Source organism: Cellvibrio sp. 25HG11W-0 (assembly GCF_057815475.1).
In genome coordinates this window covers 2,030,710-2,057,453 of record NZ_CM174230.1, presented here as the reverse complement: position 1 = coordinate 2,057,453, position 26,744 = coordinate 2,030,710, and the positions used below count along the sequence as shown (strand labels likewise).

28 protein-coding genes are annotated in these 26,744 nt (G+C 45.9%); 6 read left to right on the top strand and 22 right to left on the bottom strand.

The annotated features are described in order from the left end of the window. The first annotated feature begins 78 nt into the window (after nt 1-78). Both lexA and AC0KUT_RS08495 read left to right on the top strand, forming a co-directional pair. Nucleotides 79-684, top strand: a complete 606-nt coding sequence (lexA, locus tag AC0KUT_RS08500) for a transcriptional repressor LexA (protein WP_488835090.1) — start codon at nt 79-81, stop codon at nt 682-684. Beyond that, nucleotides 677-1,099 (top strand): cell division inhibitor SulA, encoded by a 423-nt coding sequence (locus tag AC0KUT_RS08495; protein WP_488835089.1) that lies wholly within the window; start codon nt 677-679, stop codon nt 1,097-1,099. Before lexA ends, AC0KUT_RS08495 begins: the two co-directional genes overlap by 8 nt. Before the next feature lie 184 nt (nt 1,100-1,283). Here AC0KUT_RS08495 and AC0KUT_RS08490 read toward each other — a convergent pair whose 3' ends face one another. The 8 genes from AC0KUT_RS08490 to AC0KUT_RS08455 form a co-directional block, all read right to left on the bottom strand. Continuing rightward, nucleotides 1,284-1,550 carry a hypothetical protein gene (locus AC0KUT_RS08490; protein WP_488835088.1) on the bottom strand — a complete coding sequence of 89 codons (267 nt, stop codon included), beginning with the start codon at nt 1,548-1,550 and terminating at the stop codon, nt 1,284-1,286. Nucleotides 1,551-1,650: 100 nt separating this feature from the next. Continuing rightward, nucleotides 1,651-3,216: a hypothetical protein gene (locus tag AC0KUT_RS08485; RefSeq protein WP_488835087.1), complete on the bottom strand. Its 1,566-nt coding sequence runs from the start codon at nt 3,214-3,216 to the stop codon at nt 1,651-1,653. Nucleotides 3,217-3,380: 164 nt separating this feature from the next. Further along, on the bottom strand, nt 3,381-4,556 hold the full coding sequence (fadA, locus tag AC0KUT_RS08480; RefSeq protein WP_488835086.1) for an acetyl-CoA C-acyltransferase FadA: 1,176 nt from the start codon (nt 4,554-4,556) through the stop codon (nt 3,381-3,383). 12 nt (nt 4,557-4,568) lie between these two features. Further along, entirely contained in the window at nt 4,569-6,716 is a 2,148-nt protein-coding gene (gene fadB / locus AC0KUT_RS08475; RefSeq protein ID WP_488835085.1) for a fatty acid oxidation complex subunit alpha FadB, read from the bottom strand. 132 nt (nt 6,717-6,848) lie between these two features. Further along, nucleotides 6,849-7,511 carry a helix-turn-helix domain-containing protein gene (locus AC0KUT_RS08470; protein WP_488835081.1) on the bottom strand — a complete coding sequence of 221 codons (663 nt, stop codon included), beginning with the start codon at nt 7,509-7,511 and terminating at the stop codon, nt 6,849-6,851. A gap of 68 nt (nt 7,512-7,579) precedes the next feature. Then, nucleotides 7,580-7,942 (bottom strand): MmcQ/YjbR family DNA-binding protein, encoded by a 363-nt coding sequence (locus AC0KUT_RS08465; protein WP_488835080.1) that lies wholly within the window; start codon nt 7,940-7,942, stop codon nt 7,580-7,582. A gap of 58 nt (nt 7,943-8,000) precedes the next feature. After that, nucleotides 8,001-8,825 (bottom strand): UPF0149 family protein, encoded by an 825-nt coding sequence (locus AC0KUT_RS08460; protein WP_488835079.1) that lies wholly within the window; start codon nt 8,823-8,825, stop codon nt 8,001-8,003. Between the two features lie 72 nt (nt 8,826-8,897). Then, entirely contained in the window at nt 8,898-10,595 is a 1,698-nt protein-coding gene (locus AC0KUT_RS08455; RefSeq protein ID WP_488835078.1) for an NAD-dependent malic enzyme, read from the bottom strand. A gap of 134 nt (nt 10,596-10,729) precedes the next feature. Here AC0KUT_RS08455 and AC0KUT_RS08450 point away from each other — a divergent pair, with 134 nt between their 5' ends. From AC0KUT_RS08450 to AC0KUT_RS08440, 3 genes are read left to right on the top strand one after another with little or no spacing between them, the layout of a single operon-like run. Then, the gene (locus AC0KUT_RS08450; protein WP_488835076.1) at nt 10,730-11,083 is read left to right on the top strand and encodes a HopJ type III effector protein; all 354 of its coding nucleotides are present in this window, start codon (nt 10,730-10,732) and stop codon (nt 11,081-11,083) included. Nucleotides 11,084-11,128: 45 nt separating this feature from the next. Further along, complete coding sequence (locus AC0KUT_RS08445; RefSeq protein WP_488835075.1) at nt 11,129-11,443, top strand: hypothetical protein; 315 nt, start codon at nt 11,129-11,131, stop codon at nt 11,441-11,443. Then, nucleotides 11,418-11,876, top strand: a complete 459-nt coding sequence (locus tag AC0KUT_RS08440; RefSeq protein WP_488835073.1) for a secondary thiamine-phosphate synthase enzyme YjbQ — start codon at nt 11,418-11,420, stop codon at nt 11,874-11,876. Before AC0KUT_RS08445 ends, AC0KUT_RS08440 begins: the two co-directional genes overlap by 26 nt. A 69-nt stretch (nt 11,877-11,945) precedes the next feature. Here the strand turns inward: AC0KUT_RS08440 and ffh are convergent, their stop codons facing one another. After that, nucleotides 11,946-13,334 (bottom strand): signal recognition particle protein, encoded by a 1,389-nt coding sequence (ffh, locus tag AC0KUT_RS08435; RefSeq protein ID WP_488835071.1) that lies wholly within the window; start codon nt 13,332-13,334, stop codon nt 11,946-11,948. 356 nt (nt 13,335-13,690) lie between these two features. Between ffh and AC0KUT_RS08430 the strand changes: the two genes are divergently transcribed. Next, entirely contained in the window at nt 13,691-14,488 is a 798-nt protein-coding gene (locus AC0KUT_RS08430; RefSeq protein ID WP_488835069.1) for a cytochrome C assembly family protein, read from the top strand. Between the two features lie 279 nt (nt 14,489-14,767). Here AC0KUT_RS08430 and AC0KUT_RS08425 read toward each other — a convergent pair whose 3' ends face one another. The 13 genes from AC0KUT_RS08425 to AC0KUT_RS08365 form a co-directional block, all read right to left on the bottom strand. Then, nucleotides 14,768-15,625: a Cof-type HAD-IIB family hydrolase gene (locus AC0KUT_RS08425; RefSeq protein ID WP_488835068.1), complete on the bottom strand. Its 858-nt coding sequence runs from the start codon at nt 15,623-15,625 to the stop codon at nt 14,768-14,770. A gap of 18 nt (nt 15,626-15,643) precedes the next feature. Further along, nucleotides 15,644-15,829: a hypothetical protein gene (locus AC0KUT_RS08420; RefSeq protein ID WP_488835067.1), complete on the bottom strand. Its 186-nt coding sequence runs from the start codon at nt 15,827-15,829 to the stop codon at nt 15,644-15,646. Nucleotides 15,830-15,844: 15 nt separating this feature from the next. Further along, a complete protein-coding gene (gene cysS, locus AC0KUT_RS08415) occupies nt 15,845-17,242 on the bottom strand; it encodes a cysteine--tRNA ligase (RefSeq protein WP_488835065.1) in 1,398 nt (465 codons plus the stop codon). Nucleotides 17,243-17,260: 18 nt separating this feature from the next. Next, on the bottom strand, nt 17,261-18,976 hold the full coding sequence (locus AC0KUT_RS08410) for a glutamine--tRNA ligase/YqeY domain fusion protein (protein WP_488835064.1): 1,716 nt from the start codon (nt 18,974-18,976) through the stop codon (nt 17,261-17,263). A gap of 156 nt (nt 18,977-19,132) precedes the next feature. Beyond that, entirely contained in the window at nt 19,133-20,203 is a 1,071-nt protein-coding gene (gene mltG, locus AC0KUT_RS08405) for an endolytic transglycosylase MltG (RefSeq protein ID WP_488835063.1), read from the bottom strand. A gap of 79 nt (nt 20,204-20,282) precedes the next feature. After that, the gene (gene pabC / locus AC0KUT_RS08400) at nt 20,283-21,137 is read right to left on the bottom strand and encodes an aminodeoxychorismate lyase (RefSeq protein WP_488835062.1); all 855 of its coding nucleotides are present in this window, start codon (nt 21,135-21,137) and stop codon (nt 20,283-20,285) included. 72 nt (nt 21,138-21,209) lie between these two features. Next, on the bottom strand, nt 21,210-22,448 hold the full coding sequence (gene fabF / locus AC0KUT_RS08395) for a beta-ketoacyl-ACP synthase II (RefSeq protein WP_488835061.1): 1,239 nt from the start codon (nt 22,446-22,448) through the stop codon (nt 21,210-21,212). Between the two features lie 219 nt (nt 22,449-22,667). Beyond that, a complete protein-coding gene (gene acpP / locus AC0KUT_RS08390; protein WP_488835059.1) occupies nt 22,668-22,904 on the bottom strand; it encodes an acyl carrier protein in 237 nt (78 codons plus the stop codon). A 191-nt stretch (nt 22,905-23,095) separates the two neighbouring features. After that, nucleotides 23,096-23,839 carry a 3-oxoacyl-ACP reductase FabG gene (fabG, locus tag AC0KUT_RS08385; RefSeq protein ID WP_488835058.1) on the bottom strand — a complete coding sequence of 248 codons (744 nt, stop codon included), beginning with the start codon at nt 23,837-23,839 and terminating at the stop codon, nt 23,096-23,098. Nucleotides 23,840-23,882: 43 nt separating this feature from the next. Continuing rightward, nucleotides 23,883-24,824, bottom strand: coding sequence for an ACP S-malonyltransferase (fabD, locus tag AC0KUT_RS08380; RefSeq protein ID WP_488835057.1), 942 nt, complete (start codon nt 24,822-24,824; stop codon nt 23,883-23,885). Nucleotides 24,825-24,837: 13 nt separating this feature from the next. Next, entirely contained in the window at nt 24,838-25,821 is a 984-nt protein-coding gene (gene plsX, locus AC0KUT_RS08375; protein ID WP_488835056.1) for a phosphate acyltransferase PlsX, read from the bottom strand. 57 nt (nt 25,822-25,878) lie between these two features. Further along, a complete protein-coding gene (rpmF, locus tag AC0KUT_RS08370; protein WP_488835055.1) occupies nt 25,879-26,061 on the bottom strand; it encodes a 50S ribosomal protein L32 in 183 nt (60 codons plus the stop codon). A 43-nt stretch (nt 26,062-26,104) separates the two neighbouring features. Beyond that, a complete protein-coding gene (locus AC0KUT_RS08365) occupies nt 26,105-26,635 on the bottom strand; it encodes a YceD family protein (protein ID WP_488835052.1) in 531 nt (176 codons plus the stop codon). Nucleotides 26,636-26,744 lie beyond the last annotated feature (109 nt).

Below are 26,744 nucleotides of genomic sequence, written 5' to 3'. Positions count from 1 at the left end.
CGAAAAACTATTGCACACACGAGAATACTGTATATAATCACAATCACTGTATAAATAAACAGATAACTCGGAGTGCCTATGCTTAACCTTACTAACCGCCAAGAACAGGTTTTACAGATAATCCGACAACATTTAGAAGAAACTGGCTACCCACCTACTCGCGCAGAAATTGCCAATATCCTAGGCTACAAATCAGCCAATGCGGCAGAGGAGCATATAAAGGCGCTTGCACGTAAAGGGGCTATTGAAGTCATACCAGGAGCATCACGCGGTATACGCCTTCCTGAAACCACCAACAATGGCATTCCAATCATTGGACGTGTAGCTGCAGGCAACCCAATACTGGCGCAAGAACATATAGAAGACTATTGCAACATACCCTCCAGCTTCTTCTCGCCCAGTGCAGATTATCTCTTGCGTGTAAACGGCATGAGCATGAAGGATGCTGGAATAATGGATGGCGACCTGCTGGCCGTACACAGAACAGATCAAGTACGAAATGGGCAAATTATTGTTGCACGCATTGGCGAAGAAGTAACCGTGAAGCGTTTCAGACGCAGTGGTAATCGCGCTCAGATTGAACTTCTCCCAGAAAACCCTGATTTCGACATTATTCATGTCGATATGCGCGACCAAGAATTTTCTATAGAAGGATTAAGCGTAGGAGTAATTCGCCGTGACTAATATCGCCTATCAAATTACCACTAACACAGCATCCATTAACCATAAATCTACCCAGCAAACCAGTGGGGTCACAGAGTTGGTACTCACCAGTGATGCACCTGAGCAACTGGTACTGCTATTACCTATGATTGCATTCTTAAGCAATAGCTGTAGCGATCGCTGGATTACGTGGGTTGCACCGCATAATGTCGACCGCAGTTTATTAGAAGCCTATGGTGTCAACACTCGCTACATTCGTCTAGTGCACTGCCAAGACCTACCGCAACTCTTGCGCGTAACCCATAACGCACTCGCTAGCGGCAATAGTCACACTGTCATCGCCAGCCCCGGTAAATTAACAGACAAAGAGCTCATACACCTTGAAAGTGCAGCAGCAGAAGGACAATGCCAATGCCTGCTATTACGCGTGCGCTAATTAAGGGGTATTAGCTCGCAAAACAATAACACAGGGTTTTAAGGAAGGAGTCTTATAAGAATCAAAACCAGAAAGGTACCTTAGTAAGTAAGGTAATAACGCGAACTTTCCACCTATCAAGCACAACACAAACTAAAAAACGACATTCACCTAGGCTCTTATTGAACGATAGATTTAAGGCAACTCAGTGTAAAATCAATTTTTCATGACCACCGATTTCATCTGGCATGTCGTCTAGCACTGCATCTGCTTGTAGCTCAGTCAAATCACCCACCGCATCCATACCAGCCTCAATCATAGCTTTAGCAACAGTAAACTTTGCTTCACCTAAAAACGCCAACGATTCTGCAGAAAAGCGAATTGTGACCATGGGCTCATTTTTTTCGCCATCTGGTCGCTGTAGGGCTACATCGCCATTTATTAGCTCAATAATTTCATAAAAAGTCGACATAAACACCTCAAAAATACACAACAAATAATACAAGCATAAAAAAATTGGGCGCGATTCTAGCACCCAAACATAGGGCAGATGAATTAAATATAGCTGGCTACTAAATTTCAGCTTTTAATTGATGTTTGGCTAGCGCGCTAGGCAACGCCAACAACAGCAAACATTCGACCTCGATGTTAAAGCTTAAAATACCGGAACCCGCAGGCAATAGCATTGCCTGCCCCGCTGAAAAACTATTTTCAGCATTACCTTCTCGATAGAGCCCGAGCTGTTCGCTCATCACAAAAGATATACTTCCATGAATTACCATCAATAACTGATAGCTATCGGTATTAAGCTGCAGAACACTATTTTCTACTGCTGAGATACGGCGCACCTCAAATAATTCGAAGCTGGCAACTCGTTCAATTTTTACTCCGGCCTCATCGCGTAGAAGCTGAAATAACTCTTGCACAGGTGCATCGAGAATAATTGACTCTAATGCCAATTCAGTATCCCAATGCGACTGAGTAAGTACTTTCTGCGCAAAACTAAGAATCTGCCGCTCATAGGATTGATTTTGGAACTCCACTGTGCGTACACCATGTTGCAAGGCATGAGGAACATGACATGGGATTTTGACAACATCACCGCGCTGCAAAGGCTGCATAGCAATAAAACTATACATATGTTGACGCAACTGCTGCTCGCGTAAGAGCAACTCCTTATGCGTTGAATCTTGTGCAATAACTGCCAACCAAGACTGCTGCTGTAATGCAGATACAGGAGCATACAGATCAATACCTTCTGTATGGCGCAATTTATCCATAAGCACATCCAAAGCAATGCGTACCTCTTTATACGCATTCACCGCACAAAGATAATCTGTTTTAAATAGTTGATCGTTACCAAACTCAGCACGTTTACGCGGACAAAAACCTAATTGAATACCACCACGACCACTTGGCCATGCACCTGCATCAATATCTGTAACAAGGTACACCTCCTCCTTAGATGTGTGCATTTCAAAGTATAAATCGCCAAAAACCTCATCCGGCAATGGATCTAACACTTTAAGTAACGTTAACCCTCGTGCATTACCTGCAGCTAATCTATTAGGCAAAAATGACAACAACCAAGGTAGAGGAACAATCTGATCTTGGATTCGAATACTTGCACAGCCGCGCTGCTCAATACCTGTGTACCAAATTTCCTGTCCCCAAGGCTTTGGAATTAACACAGGTTCAAGCAACAAAGGCACAGAAAAATTTATCCAAGACCAACTTTTCTGTGCAGCATAATCGAATAACGTTAAACGCCGCGCCGATATGGCGGTAAGAGCTTGTATATCAATTGCAGAATAAGGCATTACACTCGCCTCAATCACAACATCATCCATTGATGCCAAACAAGATATTGCTACCACGGCGACAAGCGACATATTCTTAATGGGGTCGCAATAATAGGCCTCATGCCCAAACACTATCGCAAAGCAATCCTCTGCCTGCCCAGAGCTCAAAAATTGATCCACCCTTCCAATGCTTTTGACAGGTGTATCTATAGTAGAGATGTCCAGATGATTGGCAGCACACACATCTGTCGTCCTTAGGCTAGCTAGCAAGTCCCGAATACGAGCATCAATAAAGTCTTCAGGGCACTCATGGGGAGCAAGTTGGTAAACATTCAAGACAAAAAACTCTACATAAAAACAAAATAAGGAGCGATTGTAGCGGGGATGCATTAAAAAAACGATGAAACCAGGGCATGTAAACTAAAACACTATGGCCAAACCTCCAAAGAAAAAGCCAGCATATTGCTGGCTTTTTTGGCTAGCTGGAAAAGAGCGCAGCCTTAGTTTAATCGCTCCAAGACAGTGGTGATACCCTGCCCTAAGCCTATACACATGGTAGAAACACCCAAGGTTAAATCACGATCCTGCATCACGGTTAAGAGCGACCCCGTGATGCGTGTACCTGAGCAACCAAAGGGATGGCCCAATGCAATAGCACCGCCGTGTACATTCACCTTATCCATATCGTCTAAGAGCTTCAAGTCCTTCAGCACTGGCAAGGCTTGCGCAGCAAAAGCTTCATTCAATTCAACTGCTTCAATATCTTCAATAGTGAGATTGGCTGCTTTAAGTGCTTTTTCGGTAGAAGGCACAGGGCCATAACCCATAATGGAAGGATCAACACCAGCCAAACCCATAGAGACTACGCGCGCAATAGGCTTAAGACCCAACGCTTGTGCACGCTCGGCTGACATTACCAGCATGACCGAGGCGCCATCGCTCAACTGAGAACAGGTGCCCGCCGTCACCTGACCATTTTTGGGGTCGAATACCGGGGGCAATTTCGCCAAAGTTTCGACAGTCGTTTCTGGGCGAATAGTTTCATCTTCTTCTATCGGTAACAAAAAACCATCAGGATTGTGCCCTTCAACCGCAATAATTTCACGGTGAAATTTGCCCAACTCACGCGCTTTAGCGGCCAAATGGTGTGAACGAGCGCCAAATTCATCCATTTGTTGACGATTAATACCGTGCAATAAGGCTAAATATTCTGCTGTCATACCCATGTTGCCTGCGGCCTTCGCAACAGACAGACCCAGCAAAGGGTTGATGTTAATAGATTCATACATGGGCAAATGCCCCATGTGCTCCACACCACCAATTAAGTAGACATCACCCAAACCGGCGCGAATGTTTGCAGTAGCCGAATGCAAAGCAGACATAGATGAACCGCACAAACGATTGATGGTTTGCGCAGGAACTGAATGAGGGAGACCAGCGAGCAACAAAATATTACGTGCAATGTTGAACGCCTGTTCTTCGCGCTGCATAACACAACCCCAGAGCATGTCATCGATGGTGGCGGGGTCTAGCGCGGTATTGCGCGCCAGCAAACCTTTAATAATAGTTGCCGATATATCATCGGCGCGCACATTTCGGAAACAACCATTTTTAGAGCGCCCCATAGCGCTACGCGCAAAATCGACGATTACGGCATCACGTGAATGTAAAGTCATTATCTATTCCCCTTAGCCGTAGAATTTTTGGTTATTGGCAGCCTTGGCTGCAAGACTGGCAGGTGCCACATAAAGCCCACCAAGATCACTAAACTTCGCTGCCATTGTGCAGAATACATCCGCACCTATGGTATCTATCCAACGGAAAACACCGCCCCTGAAAGGAGGAAAGCCAGTCCCGTAAACCAATGCCATATCAGCTTCAGCTGCAGTTTCAACTATGCCCTCTTCCAAGCAGCGCGCCAATTCAGTGGCCATAGGAATCATCATACGCGCCACTATATCCTCATCGCTCAACTCAAGGCTGCCAGTAATGCTTGGCTTGATGATTTCAAGTGCCTCAGGTGAGGCCACTTTGGCAGGCTTACCTTTTTTATCGAGAGAGTAATTATAAAAGCCTTGGGCATTTTTTTGACCTAGACGACCCGCCGCAAAAAGTGCGTCAACAGACGTAGCGTAATCACGTTTCATTCGCTCTGGGAAACCGTCCGCCATCACTTTTTCGCCGTGAACGGCTGTATCTATACCCACCACATCAAGTAAATATGCTGGACCCATAGGCCAACCCCAAGCTTCCATTACTTTATCAATACGCTGATAATCAACACCATCACGCACCAACATGGCGAAACCCGCGAGATAAGGGAAAAGTACGCGATTGACCAAAAACCCTGGGCAATCTTTCACGACAATAGGTTTCTTACCCATGGAGTTGGCATAGGCAACTGTGCGCGCTATGGCATTGTCAGAGGTCTTTTCACCACGAATCACTTCCACCAAGGGCATCATGTGCACAGGGTTAAAAAAGTGCATGCCGCAGAAATTTTCTGGACGAGAAAGCGCTTCGGCTAACTGACTGATAGAAATAGTCGAGGTATTCGATGCGATCACAGTATCGGCGCCCACTTTGGTTTCAGCTTCTGCTAGCACAGCGCGCTTCACCTTAGGATTTTCTACTACCGCTTCAACAACTATATCAATCTGATCAAAGCCATCGTACGTTAAAGCAGGTTCGATGCGATTCAGCACATCCCCCATTTCACTGGGGCTCATACGCTTACGCTCAACACGCTTACTTAATTGTTTGTTAGCTTCTGCCAAGCCTAAATCAATACCGACTTGCGCAATATCTTTCATTTTAATCGGTATGCCCTTAAGCGCAGATTGATAGGCAATACCGCCGCCCATGATCCCTGCTCCCAATACTGCAGCACGCCCGATTTTTTTATCTGCTTTCTTTTCCCAGCCCCTGGCTTTTTTGCTCAACAATTGCTCATTGATAAAAATACCCACAAGAGATTGGGCGACTGGAGTCTGTGCCATTTTGGCAAACGCTTCTGCCTCAATTTGTAAAGCCTCATCACGGCCTTTATCAGCCGCTTTTTGCATTGCTTTAATTGCCGCCACAGGCGATGGATAGTTACGGCCAGCTTGAGCACCCACAAAGGCTTTGGATGTTTCAAACGCCATCATAGATTCAATGAAATTGAGTTTGAGGGGTGCTTTTTTCTGCGTACGACGCGCTTGATAATCAAGCTTTCCCATAATGCAAAGTAAAAGGGTATGCAATGCAGCTTCACGCAGTTTTTCCGGTTCAACAACCGCATCAAGCACTTTTGCAGTCAACGCTGTAGCCGCGTCATTTTCTTTACCTCCCGCAATCCACTCTACTGCGGTATCTAAACCAGCAACTCGCGGTAAGCGAACAGTGCCACCCCAACCAGGCAAAATACCCAGCTTGGTTTCAGGCAAGCCTATCTTCGCTTTAGTGCTACCGACACGATAGTCACACGACAGACAAAACTCACAACCGCCGCCGAGAGCGAAGCCATTAATAGCCACCACAGTAGGAAATGGTAAATCCTCCAGGCGACAAAAATTGCGATTGTTATTGGCCAAATGACCCGTAATCTGGTCTGCGCCAGCAGCAAATACAGCACCGAATTCCATGATATCGGCACCAACAATAAAAGTATCTTTGGCGCTGGTAATCAAAAGACCTTTGACGTTGGAGGACTGTTCCAATAGCGTTAAAGCTTGTTCTAGCTCAGCAACAGCCAATAAATTAAATTTGTTAACCGACTCGCCTTGCAAGTCAAAAATCAATTCCGCTATGCCATCGGGCAATAGGGAAACCGAAAGGGCTTTTCCTTGAAACATAGTGAACTCGCTATTATTTGAGGAGGGAGAAGACGCTTTTGAGTGTAGCAGGCTAGAGCCCGCTTGCCCTTATTCAGGACAAAGGACATAGCTATTTTGCAGATTAAATGCTTAAAATTAACAATACAGCACTCAACATTGCCCAAAAATCGAGCAACACAATAGACAGGCATCATGTTCTGTCGAGTTAATAAAACGATAAGTTTGATTAGCATGGATATAAAAACTGTCGCCGCAGTAGAGCTTATAGACTTGTGCTGCAATCATAAGTTGCACTTCACCAGCCAAAAGTTTCCCCGCCAAATCGACACCGCCAGCAGGCAAAGCAAAAACAGTCGCTCCAGAAGGCGGCAATATAAGCTGATTGATATTTAGCTGGGCCGCAGTACTCGCAGGTGTTGCACTTGCTTGACTAACCCCATTTACAGTTGACCACGGCAAGGACTGAGCGCGAACGATCAACTCGCTTTCTATCAAAGGTTCCTTAAAGTTCCAGCCGAAAAAAGTCTCTAAACTAACGGGGAAGGCACTTAGAATACGCCCTAATGAATGCACACTTGGGCTCACCTGCCCCTGCTCAATCATGGAGATATTACTATTAGTGATAGCAGCACGCTTAGCCAGCTCTCGCTGGGAGAGGCCATAAAGCTCGCGCAAAGTCTTCAACCTAAGCCCAAGCTCACAATCAGCGAATACTGAATGATCGGAGGGTTCAGGCTCAACTTGAGCAAGGGAGTGCGCTTGTGGTGGAAAAAGGCCTGCATTCTTATGCTGGCCCAAATCATCAGGTGGCATACTTGAATTGCCTTTTGATTGTGCGCCAAGACGAGCCTAGCGCCACTCAGTAAAAACAGCAGATAAAACTAGACCTTTGACGCAAGCAACTGCTCGCGTTCAACCGTAGGCAGATTATCAACGATCAACTGATAAGAATGATCAATCATACGTTGGATCTGCGCATCCGGAACAGAACTATCAAGAATAATAGTATTCCAGTGTTTTTTGTTCATCTGAAAACCAGGTCTAACTGCTGGGTATTGCTCGCGTAGCTGTAGAGCCAAATCAGGATCGCACTTAAGGCTAACACGCGGCACGCCACCTTCAGCGGTAAGAGTAGCAAACATCTTGTGGCAGACTTTATAAACAGCTACATCAGGTCCAGAGGGGAACATCTCTTTTGCTTGATGCTTTGCAGCAATATATTTCTGGGTAGATAAAAAATCCATGTTTAATCCTTTATCGAACAACTCAGGTCGATTAAAAAAGCTATAAATGCGATTTGAATCAATGAAGACAACAGCTTTTAAAATTTTTGCCACTACCACAGGGACAAAGATTCTTTTCGTCTTCATCAGCCAAACCATCTTTAGGTACTAACTCAGTTACCAAGCACTCTGATGCAAAGTGCTCTGGCTGGTACTCATCAGAAGGCGTCGAAGCTGCTTTTGCTTCAAGCGCCAAATCATGTTCGTGCAATATGCGCCCAATGTAACCACAAAGAATGATCGATTTTGGTAAACGTTCAAAAACTTCTTTGAGATCTTCTACACTGGTGCCTTGTTCAAGTGCGTATTCTGCATCAGCTACAGTAGAAACGATATAGATAATGGCGTCCAATTCATCAAAAAATGGTTCTCCGTCTAAATTCTGCTCAGTTTGGCCCGTAGCAGCCCGCGCCAAACCCCCATTCCAGCTTGCCTCCATGACGATATAACCCTGCAGGTAGCCTCGTGCCCATTGCTCCAAATTGATACGCGCCTCTCGAAGACTAGCATATATGGATTCACAGGGTAAATTACACAGACTTTCAGCCACCTGATGCTGATGAAAAGCATACAAGCTTAGAATATTATCGCGAATAGATAGCTCCTCCTCTGAACTGGCGTAAGTGGGTAGTTCATCATGAAATATAAGCGGAAACCAACTCGATATAGGGAGCGACGCTACAGGCGCGCAAGCAAGTGCACGTAGATAGCCATCTAATTGGTAAAAATTCATACTATGCTGGGGAACAGCGGGTGATTCTAGAAATGCTGACAATGCGGGTTGATCGACCCTATTAAGATCAAAAACGTTCGATGAATCAGGATCAATATATAGTTCAGTCATGAAATAGCGTAGCAAACCTCTTTTATCAACATATCTATAACAACTACAGCATTCACTTATTCCACCACTGACTCAAAAAGATGTGCGCCTATAATCTCTATATTCTGGCTGCCAAAAGTTACTGTCTATTTTCGACTCAATCAACTCTTCAGGTATTGGCAGCGCCACACCATCAGCTATGGCCTGCAACACAACCGCTTTGGCAATTAACTTACTCACAGTGCGAATAGACTCAAGAGGAGGCAAGAGCGCTCCATGCCCCTGCTGCACCATTGGCGAACAAGCAGCCAAAGCCTGGCTCGACGCCATCATCATATTATCGGTAATACGTGTTGCCTTCGCCGTTATTACTCCAAGACCGATACCTGGGAAAATATAACTGTTATTACACTGCGCAATTTCAAAATGCTTATCGCCCATATCCACTGGCGCGAAGGGGCTACCGGTAGCGACCATCGCCTTCCCGCCGGTCCAACGCATGATATCAACGGGCTGGGCTTCAACCTGTGAATTAGGATTGGAGAGCGGTAGTATAATGGGCTGTTCACAATGCGCTTGCATTGCCTCAATCACAGCTTTGGTAAACAACCCCGCTTGGCCAGACACTCCAATCAGTACTGTTGGGTGCGCATTAGTCACGACATCTAGCAAATTCACAACACCATCGTTTTTAGCATGGGTAAGCGCCCACCCTTTGACCAATTCGTCACTAACACAGAATGAACGCTGAAAGTCAAAGAGGCCACCAGAGCTTTCCTGAAGGAGACCATCGCGGCTAGTGAGAAATATACGACTGTGTGCCTCTTTATAACTAGCACCTTCAGCCATCATCTGTTTAACGATATGCTCAGCAATACCGCACCCCGCAGAACCTGCACCCGCGAACACGATACGCTGCTGCGACAATCGCTCGCCCTTACCCTGACAGGCTGCCATCAGTGTCCCCACAGCCACAGCTGCAGTTCCTTGAATGTCGTCATTGAAACAACAAAGCTCATCTCGATAACGAGTCAGCAAGGGGGTCGCATGATCTTGTGCAAAATCCTCAAATTGCAATAAAGCATTAGGCCAGCGCAACTTGATAGCCTGAATAAAGGCCTCAACAAACCGATAATAATCGTCACCGGTAATGCGCGGATGACGCCAACCCATATACATAGGGTCCTCAAGCAATGCCTTGTTGTTAGTACCAACATCTAATGCAATGGGCAATGTATAAGCCGGACTAATCCCACCACATGCGGTGTACAGAGCCAGTTTACCAATAGGAATCCCCATGCCGCCAATTCCTTGGTCACCCAAGCCTAAGATTCGTTCACCATCAGTAACTACTATAACTTTTACTTTTTGTTTGGTTGCGTTTTGCAACATGTCGTCAATGCGATCTATATCAGGGTAGGAAATAAAAAGCCCGCGTTTACGACGATAAATTTTTGAAAATTGCTGGCACGCCAACCCTACTGTCGGTGTATAAATAAGCGGCATAATCTCGCTAAGGTGATCAGTAATTAAACGGTAATAAACCGTTTCATTGGTATCTTGAATGTTGCGTAGATAAATATGCTTATCGATCGGTGACTCAAACGAGCAAAGCTGGTGATACACGCGCGCTTTTTGCTCCTCAATCGTTTCGATATTGTAAGGCAACAACCCTTCAAGATTAAACTGCTGACGCTCGCGCTGACTAAACGCACTGCCTTTATTAAGGAGAGGAGCTTCTAATAATGCTGGCCCCGCAAAGGGAATATAGATTGGGCGCTTCTTGCTCATAACATAGACTTCTATTGCCACAGAGTGGCTACAACCATAGCGCATCTACCGATGAGTCACCAGCAATATAGCAAAATTAATCCACTGTAAATGCATGCTAAAATCCCAACTTTAACCACGAGATTATTTTCCCCATGAGTATTTCTGATTTTCTAACCCATTTAACCACAGCACCCGACACTATTCACTTTAACGACACTATGACAACCATAGACGCCAACTATCATTTCACTCCAAGTAGTTTTCACAATGGCGAGCTACTCAACAATGCTGGGCAAAATTCAGGCTCATGTAAACTATTTGCTTTTGCAAAATTACACCAACTAACAGAAGCGCAAACACTCGCTTGTTTCGGTGACTACTATCGTCAAGATGTGCTTGTTCACCCCAATGCAAGCGACCACCAAAACATTCGTAACTTTATGCGCAGCGGTTGGGGCGGCATTCGCTTTGAACAACAGCCACTGGCAGCGAAAGAAATAAGCTAACGCGCAATTATTTATGCCCTCAACAAGCCAGTATGGAGTAAACAGATGTTTTATAAATTTATTTTATTGGCACTTTGCAGTGCAGCTTTCAGTAGCTGCAGTCATCAAACTATCGCACCTACTGGCTCAACGAATGACACCATACAACCAAATAACAAATGCAGCGCCACTCGCCCTGAAATTTGCACCCATGACTATCATCCTGTGTGTGCGGAGCGCGACACTCAAGTGCGCTGCATTAAAGCACCCTGCCCAGCCAGCGAATTAAAAACTTACAGCAATGCCTGTCGCGCCTGCGCCGACCCAAAGGTCATGAGCTATCAAATAGGTAGCTGTGAAACAACACAAACTAAACCCTAGCGAACAACTAATTATGTGGACTCAACGAACAATAGGTTTAGCGGCACGCCCGCGCGGCTTTCACCTGATTACGAACGATGTGGTGCAACAATTGCCAGAACTGGCGAATTACAAGGTGGGAATACTTAATATTCTGATCCAGCACACATCAGCTTCGCTCACCCTTAATGAGAATGCCGATCCTACAGTGCGTAAAGATTTTGAAAACTTTTTCAATCATGCAGTACCAGAAAACGAACCCTATTATTTGCATTTGGATGAAGGCCCAGATGATTTACCTGCACACTTAAAAGCTAGCATTTTTGGCGCAAGCCTCAACATTCCCATTACCAATGGCCGTTTAAATTTAGGAATCTGGCAGGGTATTTATCTTTGCGAACACCGCAATCATGGCGGCAATCGAAATCTAGTCCTCACCCTTAATGGCGAATAAAAATAACGCAGAATTGCAGCTTGTACCTAATAAAAACCCGCTCTACGCGGGTTTTTATTAGGTACTTAACTATTTACGAAAGCCAGGTGGTAAGGCGCCACCGGTTGGCATGCCGCCAGGCATCATTCCACCCATGCCACGCATTAACTTTTGCATCCCGCCGCCTTTCATTTTCCCCATCATCTTCGCCATTTGCTTGTGCTGCTTCAACAGGCGATTGAGATCCTGAATTTGCGTACCAGACCCCAAGGTGATGCGACGCTTACGCGATCCACTTAAATCATCAGGGTTACGACGCTCACTAGGTGTCATGGAATTAATAATAGCTTCCATCGTTTTGAACTGCTTATTCATAGTGGCGGACTGCGCCACCTGCGAAATATTGCCCATGCCCGGCAACTTATCCAGCATCGAACTCAGCCCACCCATATTGTTCATTTGCTGTAGCTGATCTTTTAAATCATTAAGATCAAATTTTTGACCCTTAGTGACTTTACTAATCAGCTTCTCAGCTTTTTCTTTATCTATGGTGCGCTCGGCTTGTTCGATCAAGGACATTACATCGCCCATGCCCAAAATCCGCGAGGCTATACGCTCAGGATGAAAGGGTTCAAGCGCATCAACTTTTTCACCCACACCCAAAAACTTAATAGGCTTACCGGTGATATGACGCACTGATAAAGCAGCACCACCACGTGCATCACCATCAGCCTTGGTCAAGATCACGCCGGTCAAGGGCAATGCATCATTGAACGCCTTAGCAGTATTTACCGCATCCTGGCCGATCATAGCATCAATCACAAACAGGGTTTCAATAGGGTTAATTGCTTTATGCAAGTCCTTGATTTCAGTCATCAAGTCTTCATCGATATGCAAACGACCAGCAGTATCCACAATCAGCACATCAAAAAACTGACGTTTCGCGTGATCTATAGCGCCGCGTGCAATATCAAGTGGTTTTTGCTCACCTGTCGAAGGGAAGCATTCCACACCCACTTCAGTTGCGAGGGTTTGTAACTGTTGGATAGCAGCAGGACGATATACATCTGCGCTCACCACCAATACTTTTTTCTTTTCGCGTTCTTTCAAGAAGCGCGCTAGCTTAGCCACAGAGGTCGTTTTACCTGCACCCTGCAGACCCGCCATCAAAATTACTGCAGGCGGCTGCTGTGCCAAATTCAACTTTTCATTGGCCTGCCCCATGGTGGCGACCAATTCTGCCTCAACCAATTTAACAAATTGTTGACCAGGATTAAGTGCCTTACTGATCTGTTGACCGAGCGCACGGCTACGCACCTGATCGATAAAAGCTTTAACTACGGGTAAGGCAACATCTGCTTCCAACAGCGCCTTGCGCACATCGCGCAGCGCATCTTTGATGTTGTCTTCACTCATCCGCGCCTTGCCGGTAAGGCTGCGCATAGTATGGGATAAACGATCCGATAAATTCTCAAACATAAGTCGTCTCGAACAGGCTGTTGATTCGTATTGAGGCCAACCCGAGCGGTAAAACCCTCGGAATGGTAAAAAGTGGGCGCGATTATACCTCCAATCGCACATAAAAGTCCCACCTTATAGCGACTTGCAGTGAGTTGCTGTGGGCCACTCAGCCCGATTTCCTCGATTCATTCCAACCTAAACCGCGAGGAATTTCTGGATAAGTATCCTTCTCATTTACCCTTCTCTTTAAGCATGCCTTGTGACACACTTACAGCAGTTTATTTCTGCGCAATGTGCCAGTACTTGTCGAATAGAGTATCGACACCTCATCAAAGACTCAGGCCGCGCGCCTCAGTAAGGGATTCCGTATCAACATGCTAGCTCTTTTCGCCAATGTGATTGCCTTAACGCTCTACACAGCAGCGGCCTTCTTTTTTAGCCGCAAATTTGCCCGCCAGGAATCCATCACTCGCGCTGGTTTAAGGCGCTCTGCTGCCGTGGCTCTCGTTTTTCACGGCTTAGGCGTATTTAGCCTCAGCTTTGGGGCTAATGGTTTTTTACTCAGTGTCACTGTGGCTGGTTCGTTCATTTTTTGGGTTATCAATACCATAGTACTCATTAGCAGTTTCAAAAAAGAGTTACACAATCTTTTTTTATTGCTATTCCCCCTGTCGGCGCTGGTCATTGCAAGCTCGATTTTCTTTAATTCACCCGAGACACAAAGCTCTTTGAGCTATAGCCTTGCGCCGCATGTGGTGTTGTCTATTTTGGCTTACAGCCTTATGACCATCGCCAGCTTACAAGCACTACTGCTTGCCTATCAAAATCACGCCCTCAAGCACAAAAACCTCAGTAATATGCGCCTGCTTCCACCGCTACAAACCATGGAATCACTTTTGTTTGAATTACTTTGGGTAGGCGAAATTTTACTAAGTTTCGCCATAATTTCAGGGTTCTGGTTTTTGGAAGATATGTTCGCCCAGCACTTGGTACACAAAACCGTATTTGCGCTCACCGCTTGGTTTATTTATGCATTACTGCTCTGGGGAAGATTTAAAATGGGGTGGCGCGGCAACAAAGCTATTCGTTGGGCATTAGCGGGGTTTATCTGCTTAATGCTGGCCTATTTTGGCAGCCGATTAGTACTGGAAGTGATTCTTCATAGAGTCTAACGCCTATAGACTCAAAAACGAACAAATACCTACCTAGAGAGACTGCAGATTTATTTATTAGCATTGCGCCAAGCGGTAAACTTGCGTAGTACCCAAGCCAGCAATAGTGCAGTGCCTATAACGCAGGTCATTATTACTAAAAAACTCAAAAAATACCTACCTAACTCCTCCCAGGTCATGTCCCACCCGTAGATAGCTAACATCAAAAAACAAGCGCTCGCCAGCAAATTCACACCAAGCCCACGATGCTTAAAAAGTCCACGCCAATTCATTCGTTAGCTACCTTCCATTATGTGTAATTAGAGTTTCAAGCGCAAAAGCGACGCCGGCTTCATCTGCAGGTTTCGTTACCCAGTCGGCCACCGCTTGAACATTTTGACGCGCATTGCCCATGGCCACACCAATCCCCGCCATATGTAAAAATTCCATATCCGACTCAGCATCACCAAAGGCGATGACTTCATGTGCCGCACAACCGTGATGCGCCAATAGCTGCTCAAACGCATGCTTCTTGGTCGCCTTACCGGAAATCACACTCGCAAATTGCCATTCTGGGTGCGCTGTAAGATAAGCTCGTGCAAATATAAGCTGAGGAAAGACCAACTCCAGCTGGGAAATAATATCGCCCTGCTCTGCTGGCTTGACGCCAATTAAAAACTTAAACACAGACTCCCGCTCAATAAGCTGTTGTAGTGATGTGATGTGCGGCTCCACCCGTAAGTGCCGTGCATGCACAGCGGTTATAGACGCAAACTCTGCAAGATGAAAACCTTGCCGTGTATAAACTTCGCAATACAGTGCCAACGACTCTACTTTTTGCAAAAATTGACGCGCATCAGCTTGCACAAGAGTCGTAGCTGCTAACTCAGCTTTTTGAGCGGGGTCATATAGATAAGCACCTGTGTGGAACATACCTGCATCAGTAAGCTTTAACTCATCAATCAAATACTGTGCGGCAAACAAAGGTCGTCCCGAAGCTATAGCTGTTTTTATACCTAAGGCTTGAATACGCGCAATCTGCTCGCGTACAGAGCTGAGAATTTCCCCCTGAGAGTTCAATAAGGTGCCATCCACATCAAAAAAAGCCAGGTGTATAGCGCTGGCTTTTTGTAGAAGCTTTTCCGAAATAGGATTCATATTGTGCAATCCAGTTTCTTAGTTAAACCACTTAGCGAAGCCATAGCCAACCACAAAAAAGCCTAGCGCTAAAAGTTTAACAAATACACTTTTCTGAATACGCGAGAAGCGTTCAAACATTTTTAAATTGGAAACAGCAAGCTGAGCAACCACATAGATCGCTATAAAACCCACAGCCCAATAAACTGCAAATTCATTTGTCATGCAAACTCCGCATCATTAGGCTTCACGACGCCATTGAGTAGTGCCATCGCGTGAATCTTCCAGCACCACACCTTCTGCGAGCAATAGTTTGCGAATCTCATCAGCGCGACCATAGTTTTTATCCAACTTCGCCTGAATGCGTTCAGCCACTAAGCGATCCACTTCTGCTGCAGCGATTGCATCACTGGCGGCGGCCTGCAAGAAAACATCAGGATTCTCCTGCAATACGCCCAGAATCAAACCGAGAGCTTTTAATTGCGCAGCCAATTGAACAGCCAAAGCCACATCTACTTTGGCATTATTTAAATCGCGCACTAAATCATACATACCCGCCAGAGCAACACGCGTATTAAAATCGTCATTCATAGCAGTGACGAATGCTTGGTAATAGCGGCTATCAGCAAGGTCCGCCAGCGATGCTGGAGCGATATCAGCATAATCGCGCAAGGCGCCATAAAAACGTTCAATCCCAGAGCGCGCTTCCGTGAGACTTTCTTCTGAGTAATTAATCGGGCTGCGATAATGACTGCTAATCATTAAAAAACGCACGACTTCAGGATGATACTTCTCCAGCACATCACGAATCGTAAAGAAATTACCAAGGGACTTGGACATCTTCACACCGTCAACGCGCAAAGGAGCCGCATGCATCCAATAATTTACATACTGCTGCCCATTCGCCGCTTCACTCTGTGCAATTTCATTTTCGTGATGAGGGAACTGCAAATCAGCACCACCACCATGAATATCAATATGATCGCCACAGCAATGCTTGCTCATGGCAGAGCATTCTATATGCCAGCCTGGACGCCCATCACCCCAGGGAGACTCCCATGCGGGCTCGCCGAGTTTGGCTGCTTTCCACAACACAAAGTCACGCGGGTCTTCTTTAACATCGCCCACATCAATTCGGGCGCCCGCTAATAGCTCATCAACATTTTTATCGGATAATTTGCCATAGCCTACGAAGCTCGCAACGCGATAATAAACATCGCCATTTGTCGCTGCATAAGCATGTCCTTTTTCAATAAGTGTGCTCACCAAGTCGATGATGGGCGCAATAAATTCTGTCGCACGTGGCTCAATGCTCGGCGGCAACACACCCAAACGCGCCTCGTCTTCATGCATCGCATCAATAAAACGTGCTGTGAGCTGATGATATTCTTCATTTAGCTCATTGGCGCGGCGAATGATTTTATCGTCTATATCCGTGATGTTATGGACATAGTTGACATCCCAGTTTTGACTACGCAGAAAACGCACCACCACATCAAAGGCAATTGAAGTGCGCGCATGACCGATATGGCAATAGTCGTAAACGGTTATCCCACAGACATACATAGAAATTTTACCGGGATGTATCGGCTTAAAAATTTCTTTTTGACGCGTGAGTGTGTTGTATATCTGGAGCATGTGTAATCGATTCCGTAATTAGTCTTCGGTTTTACCAAAGCTGTCTTTTAAGCTGATAGTTCGATTGAAAACAATCTTGTCTGCACTGGAGTACTTGCTGTCTAAACAGAAGTAGCCTTGACGCTCAAACTGAAAGCGATCCTCCACAGTGGCCTTGGCTAAACTTACTTCTGCTTTACATCCTTGCAGAATCTCTAAATTATTAGGATTTATAGAATCTAAAAAGTTTTTACCGCTCGCATCCGGTGCTTCATCATTAAAAAGTCGGTCATAGAGTCGCACTTCGCAATCAAGATATTGCGTTGCCGACACCCAGTGAATAACACCCTTGGGCTTCACACCGTCTTCAGGGTCTTTACCGAGTGTGCCGTCAATAATACGTGCGCGCACTTCAATAATATTGCCCGCATCGTCTTTAATCGCCTCGTCGGCCTCAATCACGTAGGCGCCGCGTAAGCGCACGCGTTTACCTACCACCAAACGTTTATACTTTTTATTGGCTTCCTCGCGGAAATCTTCCTGTTCAATAAAGAGTGTTTGGGTAAAAGGAATTGTTCTATCGCCCAAATCTGTACGATTAGGGTGGTTATGTACATTCAAGGTTTCTGTTTTATCTGCCGCATAATTCGTCAGTGTTAACTTCAAGGGTTTGAGTACACACATGGCGCGCGGCGCATTTTTATCCAAATCGTCGCGCACACAAAACTCCAGAACACCCACATCTACAACGCTGTCTGAGCGAGTCACGCCAATGCGGTCGCAAAACTCGCGCAGAGCTGCAGGGGTGAAGCCACGGCGACGCATGCCTGAAATTGTCGGCATACGCGGGTCATTCCAACCATCCACATGATTCTCATCCACAAGTTGCTTGAGCTTGCGCTTACTGGTGATGGAATAATTTACATTCAACCGAGCAAACTCATACTGGCGCGGTTTAGCAGGCACGGGCAAATTTTGAATAAACCATTCGTACAGTGGGCGATGGTCTTCAAACTCTAAGGTACATATTGAGTGAGTAATGCCTTCTAGGGCATCACTCTGACCATGAGCAAAATCATAAGAAGGATAAATGCACCACTTGTCACCGGTTTGGTGGTGATGTGCTTTTTTAATGCGATAGATAATAGGGTCGCGCATATTGATATTGGGCGATGCCATATCGATTTTGGCGCGCAGTGAGCACGCACCCTCATCAAATTCACCTTTACGCATTTTTTCAAAAAGCGCGAGGTTTTCAGCCACAGCGCGCGCGCGGTAGGGGCTGTGTTTGCCTGGTTCAACAAGAGTGCCGCGATATTCTCGCATTTGTTCAGCATTTAAATCACAAACAAATGCCAAGCCTTGCTCAATTAAATACACAGCCCAAGCATGTAGTTGATCGAAATAATCGGAGGTATAACGTACCGCGCCATCCCACTTAAAACCCAACCACTCCACATCCTGCTTGATGGAGTTAACGTATTCTTCATTTTCTTTTTCTGGATTGGTATCGTCAAAACGCAAATTGCATACGCCACCTACTTCCGCCGCCACGCCAAAATTCAAACAGATAGATTTAGCGTGACCTATGTGTAAATAACCGTTGGGTTCTGGTGGAAAGCGAGTCACTACTTTTTGATGAATGCCCTGCTCCAAATCCTTGCGAATAATTTGCTGGATGAAATGTAAGGGCTTAACTTTAACGTCAGTGTTTTCGGTTTGACTATTAGCGTCAACTGAATGATGTTCGCTCATGGGACAGATTAATCCAGATAGTAAAAATGGCCAATCTCAGACGACCTATATAACTATCGACAAGTTACCTTTAAGATAAAATCATCGATAAATAGATGCCCAAGCCAGTAAAAATGTCGGCTATTGTAACGGCTCAAGCTAGGTTTTGATACCAACTTAGGGCTGTGATTGAGCGGCGGGAGGCGGGGCCGCACGATAATCAGCACGACGCTTTAATTGATAACGACGCACAGCATTATTATGGTCGGTTAAGTTCTCAGAAAATTCGCTCGTACCATCGCCCTTGGCAACAAAGTAGAGCGCCTTACCCTCCGCTGGATGCAAGGCGGCATGGATAGACGCTGCGCTAGGCAAGGCTATAGGCGTGGGCGGCAACCCATCAATTACGTAAGTATTATAGGCGTTGGGCTCCTGGAGATTTTTACGACCAATCTTGCCCTTATAGCTATCGCCCATTCCATAAATTACCGTTGGATCAGTTTGCAACTTCATGCCCTGCTGTAAACGTCGCACAAAAACACCTGCTATTTGCTCTCGCTCGCTGTGATGCCCTGTTTCACGCTCAATGATTGACGCCATGATTAAGGCCTCATAAGGAGCCTTATAAGGCAAATTCTTCGCTCGCTGCGACCACTCTTCACTTAGCAACAATTCCATTTTGGCGTGTGCTTTACGCAAAATATCAAGATCGCTGGTATTGCGGCTAAAGCTGTAAGTATCAGGAAATATCCAGCCTTCTAAACTTTCCACGGGTAAAGCCAAAAGCGCTAACTGCTCAGCTACAGACTTACCATCTAACGCCGAAACAACAGCTGGGTTCTTCGCTAAGGCCGCAATCGCTTGCTTATAGGTCCACCCCTCCACAATCGTCGCCTGATAAAGAACAACGTCGCCCCGCTTCAGTTTTTCTAATAAACTGAGCGGGGTAAGTCCGAACTCAAGCTGATACTCCCCCGCATGAATTTTGGGCGACCCCATAAGGCGCGCATAAAGGCGCAACAAGCGTGGGTGGGACAATATACCTGCCTGCGCCAAATCATTCGCCATATGGCTCAGGGATTTTCCTTGCGTTAATTCATAGCTATAGGATTCTTGCGGAATGGTAAGCGGTGCCTGCAGCCAATGCTGTACATAAAGCCAAGCGCCACTTAATAGCATCAATCCGCTTAAAAATAATGTGTTAAATAAACGAAGCAACTTAGAGCCCAGTGATTTTTTTTCAGCCATAAAATTCTAATATTGAGTAATGATGTAAAAAATAAACCCAACTGCACAAATTTTGGTAAACCTTAATCCACCAAAGACACTAGGGCTGTAAATAACGTTCAAGTGACACCTGCACAGCGAGAGTTACCGGCCCAAGCGCTAAATTAAGTGGCGACTCAAGCAACAATGCTTTCACCGGCCAGACTCCAAAGACACTGTTACACAGAAACAATTCATCTGCAGCACTCACGATATTCAAATCAATGTGTTCAACACGAGTCTGTAGCTTCAGTGCTGGCGCCAACTGCTCAATAATCAATCGCCGCATAATGCCCGAAACTCCAGCATAGGTTAGATCTGGTGTAATCAAGCAGCCATCAACAACAGCAAAAAGATTACTTACTGTAGCTTCGATAACCTGCCCTTCGGTATCGAGCAGCAAGCCCTCATCAACTTCATCACACCATTCATTGCGTGCAAGAATGTACTCCAGACGATTGAGATGCTTCATACCCGCCAAGAGTGAATTACGTGCGAGCCTGTGGTTACAAACACGTAACCTCACACCCTCTAGGTATTGTTTGCTGTGTAAATCAGAGCCTGAATATAAACCGAGACAATAAGTAGGCTGCACCTCATCAGGCATTTTGTAGCCTCGCCCGCCAACGCCTCGAGTCAGAATGATCTTTAGCACCCCAGCATTCTGTATTTCAGCCTGCCCCTGAATGAGCAACTGATCGCGATACTCTTCAAGTAAATCAATCGCTACAGGAATACCTAACCGCATAGCACCCTGCAGCAAACGGTCGAGATGAAGAGACCACAAAGGGATTTTGCCGCGATGAATTCGACAGGTTTCAAAAACACCGTCACCATAGGCAAAACCGCGATCTAACGGCGAGATCGCAGCACCCAATACACCGTTAACAGAAAATAGGGGAAGTTTTAGCGTCATAAGTATGAGTCTATACAAAAACGCCGAGCTGTCTCCAGCTCGGCGCCAATATTTACCGATATATCCGGCAATTTATATCTTCCGGAAAATCAATGAACCGTTAGTACCACCAAAACCAAAAGAGTTAGACAACACCGCTTCAATTTTACGCTCTTGTGCGGTGTGTGGAACTAGGTTGATATCACAGCCTACATCAGGGTTGTCTAGATTAATGGTTGGAGGAGCCACTTGATCACGAATCGCTAAAATACTGAAAATCGCCTCGACAGCACCTGCAGCACCTAGCAAATGACCAATCATAGATTTTGTAGAACTTACTGCAACTTGATCTATCGCTGTGCCCATCACGGACTTAACCGCCTGACATTCAGCCTTATCGCCCGCCAAGGTAGAGGTGCCGTGCGCATTGATATAATTGATCATATCAAGTGGAATACCTGCATCCAAAATCGCATTGCGCATGGAAGCTGCCGCACCTGCGCCATCCTCTGGCGGCGAGGTCATGTGATAGGCATCACCGCTCATACCAAAACCAATCACTTCAGCATAGATTTTGGCACCACGCGCTTTGGCGTGTTCATACTCCTCCAGCACCATTACACCAGCACCATCCCCCAGTACAAAACCATCGCGATCCTTATCCCAGGGGCGACTTGCCGCCTGTGGGTTATCGTTACGCGTTGAGAGCGCACGCGCTGCTGCAAAGCCACCCAAACCCAGTGGCGTAGTCGCCATCTCAGCGCCGCCCGCCACCATGGCATCAGCGTCGCCGTATTGAATCATACGCGCCGCAAATCCAATACTGTGCGTCCCTGTGGTACAAGCTGTTGTTATTGCTACATTAGGGCCTTGCAAACCAAACATGATCGACAAATTGCCAGAGATCATATTAATAATGGCGCTTGGCACAAAGAAGGGAGATATTCGACGAGGGCCTTTGTGCTCGAGCGTTGAGGACCCCTCTTCAATCGTACCAATACCACCAATACCTGAACCTATAGAAACACCAATACGGCCCGCATTAGTTTCAGTAACTTCCAAGCCTGAATCGCGGATTGCCTGGATACCAGCAACCATACCGTATTGAATAAAGGGATCCATTTTGCGCGCTTCTTTACTGGGAAAGTAATCATCTACCACCAGATTTTTTACCGAAGCACTAAATTGCGTCGTAAACGCAGATGCATCAAATGCGCTGATAGTCGCAATGCCGCTCTTGCCATTCACTATGCCATGCCAAGTATCGGCAACCGTATTGCCCAGCGAACTAATCATCCCAAGGCCAGTAACTACAACTCTTCTGCGTGACACTCTGCGTTTCTCCTACAAAGATGATGCGGCAGATGAAAGTACTGCGTGTACTCGCTCTGCAAACAATCAATAAAAATTTCTGCTTACTCGCTCAACAAAACACCAAGGCGAATAGCCGCGAGAATTTAGTGCACATTTTAAATCATTAAGAAAAGAAAAAGCCGTACTATTTTGCAATAATACGGCTTTTAAAAAATACCAAATCAATGGATAAGAAAATTATCCCAAGTTGGAATTGATGTAATCAATAGCCAATTGAACAGTGGTAATTTTCTCAGCTTCTTCATCTGGAATTTCAGTTTCGAATTCTTCTTCGAGAGCCATTACTAACTCTACGGTATCCAAAGAATCAGCGCCTAGATCTTCGACGAAAGAAGCTTCATTTTTCACTTCTTCTTCTTTCACACCCAGTTGCTCAGCAACGATCTTTTTAACGCGTTCTTCAATGCTACTCATGATGTTATATAACTCCTAATGGTTGTATATGCGAAACACTTAATCACTTAGTCGAATTCAACTCGGATACATGCTTCGTTCAAAATCGACGCTCATTTTACATATATTTTGCGACTCTGGTAATGGCAAGAGGCAAAATTCTTTAAATTTAACACTTTTATCTTTAAAATCAATGGGTTATACGGATAAATTTAGGCCATATACATGCCGCCATTGACATGAATAGTCTCGCCACTTACATAACCACCCGCATCACTTGCCAGAAAAACGACCACCGCCGCAATTTCCTCAGGTGCCCCTAAACGGCCCAACGGAATGCGCGCCAGCAATTGTTGCTTTTGCTCTTCTGGTAACACCTTGGTCATATCAGTATCTATGAAGCCTGGCGCAACCGTATTGACGGTAATATTACGCGAACCCACCTCTGCCGCCAACGAGCGAGCAAAGCCCGCCACACCCGCTTTAGTGGCAGCATAATTCGACTGCCCCGGATTGCCCATTGCACCGACAACCGAGCTAATATTAATAATGCGCCCCCAGCGGGCCTTCATCATGCCGCGCAACACACCCTTACTCAAACGATAAATAGAGCTGAGGTTGGTATTGATAACATCAAACCACTCATCATCACTCATGCGCATCAGTAAATTATCTTTGGTGATACCCGCATTGTTCACTAAAATTGCAGGCGCACCGAACTCTTCTTGCACGTCTCTTAATAAACTTGCCACCGAGTCAGCATCAGTCACATTCAATACTTTACCTGCACCGCGAATACCCTGTTCAGCAAAACGTGCTGAAATTTTGGCTGCGCCAGACTCACTGGTTGCAGTGCCAATCACAATAGCGCCAGCTTTGCCTAACTGTTCCGCAATAGCCGCGCCTATACCGCGACTCGCACCCGTCACCAGTGCAACCTTGTCATGTAAAGTCATAAAACGTCCTACTTATAAAAAGATTTTTTAGATTACAAATTAATTATGACAAGCTTGCCAACACAGCCGTTAGCTCATCTGTTTTTTCAACTGAATAGGTAATCAATTCAGCGTTAATTCTTTTATTTAAACCAGACAATACCTTGCCAGGACCACACTCTAGCGTGGTAGTGACACCCATAGCCACTAATGCATTAACACATTCAACCCAAGGTACTGGGCTAAAAATCTGCTCAATCATCAGCTGTTTAATTTTTTGCGGATCAACTTCTATTTTTGCAGTTACATTGTGAACCAAAGCGATCTTAGGTACAGAAAAATGCGTAGCTGTTATTTGCTCCGCCAAACGCTCCGCAGCAGGCCGCATCAACTCCGTATGAAAAGGCGCACTTACTGGCAAAGGCAAGGCTCGCTTAGCCCCAGCTTCCTTGCACAGCGCACTGGCGCGCTCTACTGCCGCTGCAGCGCCTGCGATAACGACCTGGCCCGGCGAATTGAAATTAACCGCCGCCACCACTTCGCCCTGCTCCGCCTTTTTACAAGCATCAATTATCGCCGCATCATCCAAGCCTATAATTGCCGCCATAGCACCCACACCAGCAGGCACAGCTTCTTGCATAAACTTTCCGCGCTGCTGCACAAGCTTTACCGCATCCTTAAGCGCAATGACATCAGCACACACCAACGCCGACCACTCACCCAAACTATGTCCAGCCATATAAGCAGGTTGAGCACCATTCTTTTCTTGCCAAACGCGCCAAACCGCAACACTCGCCGTTAACAGCAAGGGCTGCGTGCGCTCGGTTAAATTTATATCCTCCTGCGCCCCCGTCTGCACCAAAGCCCAGAGGTCATAACCCAAAACTTCCGACGCCTCCGCGAAAGTTTGCTCAACCACAGGATAATTAGCTGCCAAATCCGCCAACATGCCGATTTTTTGTGAACCCTGACCTGGAAATACAAATGCGAGATTTTTTTGCATCATAATGATTTCTTAATTACTGAGAATGAATTGAGAGAAGTTGCTGCTGAATAAGTGCAGGAAGCTGCTGAATTGCCTGCTCACGCGCAACTACCAATGCTTGAAAAAAAGCTTTTTCATTAGCATTACCATGACTTTTTATCACGGTTTTAGATAAACCCAAAAAGCTAGCGCCATTATAATACGCTGGATCTAAATCTGCCCTAATATGCCTCAGAAGCGGAAAGCAAAGCAAACTTATCAATTTCGTGAAGATACTTTTTGTTAAGGTGCGAGCAATTTTATTTCTAATAAAATGTGCAACGCCCTCACTTGCCTTTAAAGCAACATTGCCATGAAAACCATCGCACACAATAACGTCGACTTCGCCTGAGAAAATTTTATTTGCCTCAACAAAACCAACGTAATTTAAATTTTTATCTGCCTGCAACAAAACTGCCGCCTCCTGCAGCACATCAGTTCCTTTTAAACTTTCAGTGCCTATATTCAAGAGCGCAATACGAGCCAAATCTCCTTGATTATGACCACCAGCCAATACAGCACCCATCAACGCGAACTGATGCAACTGCTGTGCAGTACAATTGATATTAGCGCCGAGATCCAGCAAATAGGTGAAGCCGGACTCAACCGGCATAGATTTACATATTGCAGGGCGATCAATACCCGCACAAGTGCCCAACAAATACTTCGCCATTACCAATAGCGCACCCGTATTGCCCGCACTTACGCAAGCTTGCGCACGCTCATCTCGCAGCGCAGTAAGCGCCAGCCACATGGAAGATTCTTTTTTATGGCGCAACACCGTGCGCGGCGCATCCGTCATGAGCACAATATCGGCAGCGTGGAGTATTTGAACAGAGGGGGGAGATTTAGCAAGCTCAGGCGCGAGCATCAAAATTTGATCGCTATCACCTACCAGCAGAATGTCGACATCAGAATAGCGAGAGGTAAATTTTTGTACAGCGCGAATAACAACGCGGGGACCTAAGTCCCCGCTCATAGCGTCTACCGCTATAGTAATTCTTGCCGACAAGATGCAATCGTCGCTGTTGCGAGATTACTCGTCGTTGCCTTTATCTATCACTTTACGACCACGGTAAAAACCATCGGCAGTAATGTGATGACGCAGGTGTTTTTCACCGCTAGTTGCGTCTACTGACAAGGTTGGACCGGTCAACGCATCGTGTGAACGACGCATGTCACGTCTTGAACGAGATTTTTTGTTTTGTTGTACTGCCATGATTTGCTCCTATTTACTTACTCGTTGGAACCGAGGCGCCTCGTTATTTCGGCGAGCTCTTTAAATGCTCCAACACCTGAAATGGGTTTCGCTCTTTCTTTACCTCAACAGGAGTGCCACTGCTCAATAACCTGCTATCTATGCAAGGCTCCTGATGGTAAGCGACTGCGGGTAAACTCAATAACAGCTCTTCCTCTACCATTGCATAGAGGTCAGCTGCTCCTTCACCAACTATCCAGGGATCAAGATATTGCGGAACTGCTTTTGCAGCATCCTCATCCCAAACAATTGCCAATGAAATTTCGCTTTCAACCGGAACACTTACCGGCTCCAAACAGCGTTGACACACCAATACCAAGTTTGCACTGGCATGGCCTTTAATCACTCGCTTTTTGGTTTCGTTCAAGCCAAACTCAAGTGCCACCTGAATATTACCAGCTGACTCTTGCGCCACTCCAACCATTCTCGGCAAGTCCGCAACAGGAATAAAACCTTCGAGCAATACGCCTTGCTGGGCGAATTTCCGTGGGTCTGCAAGGCGCGGCAGGAGCTTGTCAAATGGGGGCTTAAACATAAGCGCGCAATCATAGGGATCTCGCCTCCATCTGTCAAAGAAAAAAACAGAAGAATAGCGATATTTAGTGGCTTGAGACTAGAATAGGCACCTTATCTATGGGACAAGG